At 52.6% G+C, this 8,139-nt stretch carries 9 protein-coding genes; all 9 read left to right on the top strand.

What is annotated here, in order from left to right; translation table 11 throughout:
- Positions 1 to 117 precede the first annotated feature (117 nt).
- The 9 genes from GSQ70_RS15010 to GSQ70_RS14970 all read left to right on the top strand — a co-directional run bounded on the left by GSQ70_RS15010 (position 118) and on the right by GSQ70_RS14970 (position 8,137).
- Complete coding sequence (locus GSQ70_RS15010; protein ID WP_158783288.1) at positions 118 to 573, top strand: terminase small subunit; 456 nt, start codon at positions 118 to 120, stop codon at positions 571 to 573.
- 2 nt (positions 574 to 575) lie between these two features.
- Positions 576 to 2,237 (top strand): terminase large subunit, encoded by a 1,662-nt coding sequence (locus GSQ70_RS15005; protein WP_158783287.1) that lies wholly within the window; start codon positions 576 to 578, stop codon positions 2,235 to 2,237.
- Between the two features lie 57 nt (positions 2,238 to 2,294).
- The gene (locus GSQ70_RS15000; protein ID WP_158783286.1) at positions 2,295 to 4,232 is read left to right on the top strand and encodes a phage major capsid protein; all 1,938 of its coding nucleotides are present in this window, start codon (positions 2,295 to 2,297) and stop codon (positions 4,230 to 4,232) included.
- A 208-nt stretch (positions 4,233 to 4,440) separates the two neighbouring features.
- Positions 4,441 to 5,799, top strand: coding sequence for a phage portal protein (locus tag GSQ70_RS14995; RefSeq protein ID WP_158783285.1), 1,359 nt, complete (start codon positions 4,441 to 4,443; stop codon positions 5,797 to 5,799).
- Entirely contained in the window at positions 5,792 to 6,682 is an 891-nt protein-coding gene (locus GSQ70_RS14990; RefSeq protein ID WP_158783284.1) for a phage portal protein, read from the top strand. Before GSQ70_RS14995 ends, GSQ70_RS14990 begins: the two co-directional genes overlap by 8 nt.
- Positions 6,679 to 7,005: a head-tail connector protein gene (locus tag GSQ70_RS14985; protein ID WP_158783283.1), complete on the top strand. Its 327-nt coding sequence runs from the start codon at positions 6,679 to 6,681 to the stop codon at positions 7,003 to 7,005. The genes GSQ70_RS14990 and GSQ70_RS14985 overlap by 4 nt, the downstream gene beginning before the upstream one ends.
- Positions 7,006 to 7,015: 10 nt before the next feature.
- Positions 7,016 to 7,348, top strand: a complete 333-nt coding sequence (locus GSQ70_RS14980) for a phage head closure protein (protein ID WP_158783282.1) — start codon at positions 7,016 to 7,018, stop codon at positions 7,346 to 7,348.
- The gene (locus GSQ70_RS14975; RefSeq protein ID WP_158783281.1) at positions 7,341 to 7,730 is read left to right on the top strand and encodes a hypothetical protein; all 390 of its coding nucleotides are present in this window, start codon (positions 7,341 to 7,343) and stop codon (positions 7,728 to 7,730) included. Before GSQ70_RS14980 ends, GSQ70_RS14975 begins: the two co-directional genes overlap by 8 nt.
- Positions 7,727 to 8,137: an HK97-gp10 family putative phage morphogenesis protein gene (locus GSQ70_RS14970; RefSeq protein ID WP_158783280.1), complete on the top strand. Its 411-nt coding sequence runs from the start codon at positions 7,727 to 7,729 to the stop codon at positions 8,135 to 8,137. The genes GSQ70_RS14975 and GSQ70_RS14970 overlap by 4 nt, the downstream gene beginning before the upstream one ends.
- Positions 8,138 to 8,139 lie beyond the last annotated feature (2 nt).

Genomic DNA, 8,139 nt, shown 5'->3' with positions numbered 1-8,139 from the left:
CTCAGAACCAGAACCCCCCTCACCCACGAAACCGCGCCTCCCCTCACGCGCAGAAAATTTCCCTTTTTTTAAGGTTGTTAACCCACCCGGTTAACCCTGTAAACCCATGAGGTAACCATGCTGACAGGGCAGAAAAAGAAGTTTGCTGATGCCCTGATGAAGGGCAGCAATCAGCGACAGGCCGCCATTCAGGCGGGATACAGTGAAAAAACGGCGAAGGTGAAAGGAAGTCAGCTTGCCAAAGATAAAGACGTGATCGGTTACATGGAAAGGGTCAGGGCAATTAACCCTGCTGACTCATTGTCAGAGCCGGTTCGTCAGGCAGATTTACCTCCGGTAGAAACTCCGACCCAGTTTGATGATCCCATCGCCGTGATGAAAAGAATCATGAGCGATAACCTTCTGGTTGATCCAAAGCTCAGCCTGGAAGCGGCCGCAAAACTTGCCCCTTACGTCTGCCAGAAAATGGGCGATACGGGCAAAAAAGAAGCCAAAGACGCAGCAGCGAAGAAAGCCGCCAGTAAGTTCAGCGGAATGGCACCTCCGAAACTGGTTGTGAGTAACGGGAGATAACAATGCCTGAATGGTCTACAGCGTGCACTGACTGGGCCAGAAAGCTGATCAACCGGGAATCCATCATTCCGCCGCCGATTTTTGCTGACTCTGGCAATTATGCCCTGGCAATTTTTAAGGAGCTCAGGGTAACTGACCTGCCGGGTAAGCCAACTTTCGGTGAGTGTTCTGAAGAGTGGGTGTTTGATTTCGTGCTGGCGATATTCGGTGGTTATGACCAGCAGACAGGGAATCAGTTGATCCGTGAGTATGGTCTGCTTATCAGTAAGAAGAACACCAAATCGACCATTGCAGCCGGGATAATGCTCACCGCGCTTATCATCTGCTGGCGTGCCGACGAAGAGCATCTGATTCTGGCACCGACAAAAGAGGTGGCAGATAACTGTTTTAAACCCGCCGCCAGCATGGTCAGGGAAGATGAAGAACTGTCCACCATTTTCCATATTCAGGATCACATCCGCACAATTACCCACCGCATCAACCGCAACAGTCTGAAAGTTGTGGCAGCAGACAGCGATACGGTGTCGGGAAAAAAGGCCGGACGAATTCTGGTAGAAGAGCTGTGGCTGTTCGGCAAAAATGCCAAGGCCGATGCGATGTTTATTGAGGCCCTGGGCGGGCAGGTATCGCGCAATGAGGGGTGGGTGATTTATCTGACCACGCAAAGTGATGAACCCCCTGCTGGCGTATTCAAAAAGAAACTGGACTACTGGCGCAACGTTCGTGATGGCGTCATTAAAGACGGAAAAACGCTCGGTATCCTATATGAATTTCCCCCTGAGCTGGTGGAAAACGAAGGATTTCGCAATCCGGATAATTTTTACATCACTAACCCGAATATGGGCCGTTCGGTCAGCAAAGAGTGGCTGGACGATGAGTATCTTAAGCGGTCGCAGGAAGATGAAGGGAGCCTGAGAAAGTTTCTCGCCAAACATCTCAACGTTGAGATCGGCATGAATCTACGGAATGACCGTTGGGCGGGAGCAGAGTTCTGGGAGGTGCAGTCCGACCCCTCGGTTACCTTCAAACAGATTTTAAGCCGGTGCGAGGTCATTGACGTTGGCATAGATGGTGGTGGGCTTGACGACCTCCTTGGTCTGTCCATCGCCGGGCGCGACCGTAAAACCCGCGACTGGCTGACATGGTCCCATGCCTGGTGTCACGTAAAGATGCTGGAGCGACGTAAAAGTGAAGAGAGCAAATTACGTGACTTTGAAAAGCAGGGCGATCTGACCATCGTTAACAAAGTGGGTGATGATGCCGATGAGGTAGCCATGTACGTGTCTCAGATATTTGAGGCCGGCCTGCTCGATAAAGTGGGCATGGACCCCGCAGGCATTGGGGTGCTGCTTGATACGCTGATTGATGCAGGCATACCACAGGAATCAGTTGTCGGGATCAGCCAGGGGTGGAAGCTGGGCGGTGCATGCAAGACCACCGAGCGGAAACTGGCTGAGGGCACTCTCCGACATGCGCCCCAGCAGTTGATGAACTGGTGTGTTGGTAATGCAAAAGTGGTTATCAGCGGTAATGCTCCCCTCGTTACTAAAGGTGCCAGCGGGATCGGCAAAATCGACCCACTGATGGCGCTGTTTAATGCCATATCGCTGATATCACTGAATCCTGCACCCACCAAAAAAGATTACGGCGTGTTTTTCATATAGAGAATCCGCTTTTCACGACCCGCCACGGCGGGTTTTTTCGTTTCTGGAGATCAGGAAATGAAGCAACAGCACGCCGTCAGCCTTCTGAAGGTGAAAGCGGTTAACGAGGAAACGCGGGAGATCACCGGCATTGCTACCACACCGACGCCAGACCGTTATGGCGATGTTGTGATGCCGGAGGGGGCTGAATTTCAGCTTCCAATTCCGCTGCTCTGGCAGCACGACCATCAGTCACCCATAGGTGAGGTCACCAGTGCAAAGGTGACGACTGAAGGAATTGAGATTAAAGCCACGCTGGCTAAAGCAGATGCACCCAGCCAGTTGGCCGCACGACTTGAGGAAGCCTGGCAGAGTATTCGCCTGGGTCTGGTTAAGGGTTTGTCTATCGGCTTCCGGCCAATTGAGTACGCCTATATCGATGAGGGCGGGATCAGGTTCACCAGATGGGAGTGGTACGAGCTATCGGTGGTGACCGTTCCGGCCAATGCAGAAGGCACGATCAACACCGTTAAATCCATTGATGAAAGGCTGCGGGCCGCGTCGGGCCATAACCAGCCGGAGTCAAAAACTGAAAAAACCGCTGGCGCTACAGCAAAGAAAATTACTCCGATTAAGGGAAAACAGATGAATATTGCAGAGCAGATTAAATCGTTTGAAACCAAGCGTGCCACGCTGGACGCTCAGCGCGAAGCGGTGATGGCAAAATCTTTTGAGGAAGGCCGCACGCTGGACGCTGAAGAAGAAGAGCAGTATGACGAGGTATCGGCAGAAATCAAAAGCGTTGACGCGCACCTTGCGCGGCTGCGCGATATGGAATCGACCAAAGCTGACACCGCTAAACCGGTACAGAAAGCAGCTGGTGGTCAGGTCGTCACCACAGCAGGTAACCGTGCGCCTGGCGTCATTCGCGTGGAGCAGAAACTGGAGAAAGGTATTGGCTTCGCCCGATTCGCAAAATGCCTTGCCGCCGCAAATGGCAGCCGCAGCGATGCGCTGGAGATTGCTAAATCACAGTACAAGGATGACGCCAAGCTCCACCATGTTATCAAGGCTGCCGTAGGTGCAGCGTCCACCACCGATCCGACATGGGCGGGAAGCCTGGTTGAGTACCAGGAATATGCACAGGACTTTATTGAATTCCTGCGTCCTCAGACCGTCATTGGTCGTTTTGGTCAGGGGGGAGTTCCTGCACTGCGCAGCGTGCCGTTTAATGTGCGCATCCCCGCGCAGACTTCTGGCGGCTCAGCTAACTGGGTAGGGCAGGGTAAAGCCAAGCCGCTGACCAAATTTGATTTTGAGTCGATCACCTTCGGCTTTGCCAAAGTGGCCGCGATTGCTGTTCTGACCGATGAACTGATCCGCTTCTCCAACCCTGCAGCCGATGCGCTGGTGCGTAATGCACTCGCTGAAGCCGTGATCGCACGTCTTGATACGGACTTCATTGATCCAACCAAGGCCGAAACCGCAGGTGTGTCTCCGGCTTCGATCACCAATGGTATTACTGCCATCCCATCAACAGGCAATCCTGATGATGATGCAGCAGCGGCGTTTGGAACATTTGTCGATGCGAACCTGCAACCTACTGGTGCTGTGTGGCTGATGTCCAGCACTACCGCGCTGGCACTTTCAATGCGTAAAAACGCGCTGGGACAGAAAGAATACCCGGATATGTCACTGCTTGGCGGAACATTCATGGGCCTCCCGGTGATCGTCTCCCAGTATGTCGGTAGCCTTCTGGTTCTGGTTAATGCACCAGACATCTATCTGGCTGACGATGGCGGCGTGGCTGTGGATATGTCCCGCGAGGCGTCACTGGAGATGCAGAGCGAACCAACCGGCGACAGCCTTACCCCGACGCCGGTGGAAATGGTATCAATGTTCCAGACCAACAGCGTTGCCATTCGCGCCGAACGCTGGATTAACTGGAAACGTCGCCGCACCGCCGCAGTGGCCGTTATTTCAGGCGTTAACTACGGTGCCAACCCTGGCAGCTAAGGAGTAGCGGGGAGAAATCCCCGCACTTTTTCTATGAAACAAGTCAGATACCTGAAAAGCACACATGACGCTCATGCGGGTGAAAGGCGTTTTTTAAATGACCGTGATGCTGAGATTTTGCGCCTGACCGGCTATGTCGAATTCACGGACACCGTCGAAAAAAAATCTACAACCCGTAAGAAAAAATAAATATCAGGAGAAGCAGCCGATGTTCAGTTTTTTCCGCAAAAAGCCATCAGGAGAAAAGGCGCTGCAGGCTGCTAATGGAGGTTCATGGCGCAGAATTTTTGAATCTTTCACCGGGGCATGGCAGCGAAATATTGAGGTTGACAGCGCCACAGTCCTTGCTTACCACGCGGTGTTTTCATGCATTTCTCTGATTTCAGCCGATATCGCTAAAATGCCGTTGCTGCTGAAGAAAAAACTAAGCAATGACATCTGGGCGGATCATGAAGATGTGAAGATTTCGCCTCTGCTGCGAAAGCCAAACAACTTTCAGACCAGAATGCAATTTTTTGAGTCCTGGATGAATTCCAAGCTGTCGGATGGCAACACTTACGTACTGAAAATACGCGATCCATCAGGCCAGGTTGCTCAGTGGCGCGTGCTTGACCCTGGCAAAGTGACACCCTACGTCACCGATGATGGGGAAATTTTCTATCAGGTTCGACCAGATAACGTTCACGGGATCGAAACTCAGGTGATGGTGCCTGCGAGAGAAATCATTCACGACAGATTCAACTGCTTTTTTCATCCGCTGTGTGGACTGTCACCCATTTATGCGTGCGGCCTGACTGCGATGCAGGGCGATGCCATTCTGACTAATTCCGCTAACCATTTTAAAAATGGTGGAAAACCGGGGGGGGTTATCAAAGTTCCCGGCGCGGTGGATCAGGATAAGGCAAAAGAGATTAAAGCGGCGTGGGATGAAGGTTACTCCGGAGCCAATGCCGGTAAAACCGGTCTGCTGGCGGATGGCGCTGACTTCATGACTATTGCGATGACCGCTGTTGATGCGCAAATGGTCGAGCAGCTGAAATTAACCCAGGAAATAGTTTGTTCAACGTTCCACGTCCCTATTTATAAAGTCGATACGTCCACTGCACCCTCATACAACAATATCGAAGCGCTGGACCAGCAGTATTACTCGCAATGTCTTCAGACCCATATCGAGGCAATGGAGATACTGCTGGATGAATCTCTGGGGCTTGATGCACAAACCGGCGTTGAGTTTGATCTTGATGTACTGATACGCATGGACACCGAAGGTCGTTATAAAGCCTACAAAGAGGGTATAGCTGCAGGATTTCTTACGCCTAATCAGGCGCGTCTTAAAGAGAATATGAGCCCTGTTGAGGGGGGCGATACGCCATATATGCAGCAACAGAATTACAGCCTTGCCGCGCTGGCGAAGCGAGATGCGCAGGATAATCCGTTTGCCTCCGGCACTACCGTGGACACAGCCCCCGAAACCCCGCCTGAAGAAGATGAAGCCAGTAAGGCCCTGCCGGAGCAACAGCGCTCAATGGCGGTCAGCATGCTGAGAGGAATATTTACCCATGAATGAGCGTGACATGTCACTGTTGCAGGCCGTGGGAGCAGCGGTAAAAGAACAGCTTATCGCAATGCAGACCAAGTACGATGCCGCACTCGCTGAAAAATCGGCAGAAATCAGCGATCTCAGGGAGGCCCTGGCGGTTCAGGCATTACAGATTGAGGATGTGCAGCGCTCAGTACCTGGTGAAAACACCATTGTCCAAGCAGTACTCGACAGGATTGATGTGCCATCAGCGCCTGAACTTCCGGATGTGTCCCGGATGGTCAGTAATGCCGTGGCCGCGATACAGCTCCCCGCGGCCCCTGCGCTGCCGGATATTGATGCAATAGTGAAAGAGGCTGTTGTTGCTGAGGTGTCAGGTATTCAGTTGCCACAACCTGAACCGTTGCCTGACATCGGGCAGATGGTGATGGATGCTGTATCAGCAATACCCCCGGCAAAAGATGGCGAACCCGGTACAGACGGGAAAGACGCGCTGCAGATTGAAATTATGCCCTGCATTGATGCTGAAAAGTCACACCCACGCGGCACGTATGCCATCCATCAGGGCGGGCTGTGGCGATCATTTCAGAAAACAACCGGCATGAATGGCTGGGAATGCCTGGTTGATGGTATCTCAGCTATTGATATCAGCCAGGATAACGAGCGGGAATTTACCATTTCTGCTCAGCTCGCCAGTGGTGCCGTGACTGAGAAGACCTTCAGTATTCCGGTAATGATCTACCGGGATATTTTCAAAGAGGGTGAGAAATACTATGCGGGCGACAGCGTGACCTGGGCTGGCTCTGTCTGGTACTGCTGTGAAGAAACAACTGATAAGCCGGGAGAGCCGGGCGTGAAGGCGTGGAAGCTGGCCGTCAAACGCGGGCGTGATGCGAGGTCTAAACCATGATCGAACTTGTCACGCTTGATGAGGTTAAGTCATATCTTCGCATTGATACTGATGCGGGCGATGCCGACCTGCAGGATGCAATTATTCAGGCCAGCGCGGTCATTCTGGACTACGTGAAATCCAGTCGGTCACTGATTATTGATGACGCGGGAAAAGTGATTGAAGGGGAGCCACTGGAGAGGGTGAAGCGCTCAACCCTTATCCTGGTGGGAATCTTTGACCGGGTCAGGAACGGCGAAGAGGAAAATCGTTACACCGAGGGTAATCTTCCTTTCAGCGTGACCGCTTTCATTCGCACTCTGCACGCGCCAGTGATCGTTTAGGAGAGGGATTATGAGCGGTTTATCAGCAGGAAATCTTAACTGGCGCGTGACGCTGCAAAAAATTGAGGTTGGACAGGGGGAGCTTGGCGAACCTCTGCCGGGTGTGCCGGTTGATGTTGCTACCGTCTGGGCGTCAGCAGAGATGATGTCCAACCGTAAAATCCGCACGCTGGATCAGCAGCAGGTAGTGGAAACCTGGCATTTCACTATCCGGCCATTCACTGGGGTCAGTATCGACTGGAAAATCAGATGGCAGAATGAGACATACACCATAGTGTCGGTAGATAACAGCCTCCGTGACCGGCTGGTTATTAAAGCAGAGAGGGATTCGCGTCATGATTGAGTCATCTCTCAGAACTGCACTTGGCACACTGTCTGGCCTGCCGGTGTATCCCCTTTTACTGCCCGACCCGGTGCAGGAGGGCGTCACCTTCCAGCGCATTTCCGATCCTGAAATGGATAACGGACTGGTGCGAACAGGGCTGATCGCTGGCCGTTTCCAGATAACAGGTTACCGGGTGGATGACTATACCGCGCTGGTGGCGCTGGATCGGGATATCTGGTCGGCATGGCGCAATATCCGACAGGGAGAAATTGCGGGATACCCTGTTCAGTATGTGGAGCGTGGCAGCATTCAACAGGATTATTACACGCTGCCTAATAACCACGTGCAATACCGGCTGGCCCGCGATTACATCCTTTATTTTTATGAGGACACATCATGATCCGCATGGAAGTACAGGGGCTTGCAGAGCTTGAAAAGCAGCTTATGGCTCTGGGCGAAAAGGTTGCCGTTAAAGTTCTGACTGATGCCGGGAAAGAAGCCATGCAGATCGTCAGTGAAGATATGCAGCAGCACGCTGGCTATGACGAAAGCAGCTCCGGCCCGCATATGAGGGACAGCATTAAAGCCACGTCCCGCAACCGAATGAAGGATGGCCGCTGGCTGACAGTAGTTACCATCCGGGTCGGTCCTTCAAAAGAACACTCTATGAAAGCGCTGGCGCAGGAATTTGGCACCGTTAAGCAGGTTGCCAGCCCGTTTATGCGTCCGGCGCTCGATCACAACCGTGCAAAAATATTGCGTGTTCTCGCGGTCCGTATCCGCGAGGGCATCGAAACCAACCGTTAAAT

Origin of the sequence: Pantoea sp. BAV 3049, from assembly GCF_009765445.1 — a bacterium.
In the GTDB taxonomy this organism is placed as follows: Bacteria; Pseudomonadota; Gammaproteobacteria; order Enterobacterales; family Enterobacteriaceae; genus Erwinia.
Note: the sequence above shows the minus strand (reverse complement) of the source record. Positions and strands in the feature narration are given on the sequence as shown.

Bases quoted from the DNA above. Each gene is read 5' to 3' on its own strand.
- GSQ70_RS15010 (WP_158783288.1), top strand. From the start codon at position 118: ATGCTGACAGGGCAGAAAAAGAAGTTTGCTGATGCCCTGATGAAGGGC.
- GSQ70_RS14990 (WP_158783284.1), top strand. From the start codon at position 5,792: ATGAATGAGCGTGACATGTCACTGTTGCAGGCCGTGGGAGCAGCGGTA.
- GSQ70_RS14980 (WP_158783282.1), top strand. From the start codon at position 7,016: ATGAGCGGTTTATCAGCAGGAAATCTTAACTGGCGCGTGACGCTGCAA.
- GSQ70_RS14995 (WP_158783285.1), top strand. From the start codon at position 4,441: ATGTTCAGTTTTTTCCGCAAAAAGCCATCAGGAGAAAAGGCGCTGCAG.
- GSQ70_RS14985 (WP_158783283.1), top strand. From the start codon at position 6,679: ATGATCGAACTTGTCACGCTTGATGAGGTTAAGTCATATCTTCGCATT.
- GSQ70_RS14975 (WP_158783281.1), top strand. From the start codon at position 7,341: ATGATTGAGTCATCTCTCAGAACTGCACTTGGCACACTGTCTGGCCTG.
- GSQ70_RS15005 (WP_158783287.1), top strand. From the start codon at position 576: ATGCCTGAATGGTCTACAGCGTGCACTGACTGGGCCAGAAAGCTGATC.
- GSQ70_RS15000 (WP_158783286.1), top strand. From the start codon at position 2,295: ATGAAGCAACAGCACGCCGTCAGCCTTCTGAAGGTGAAAGCGGTTAAC.
- GSQ70_RS14970 (WP_158783280.1), top strand. From the start codon at position 7,727: ATGATCCGCATGGAAGTACAGGGGCTTGCAGAGCTTGAAAAGCAGCTT.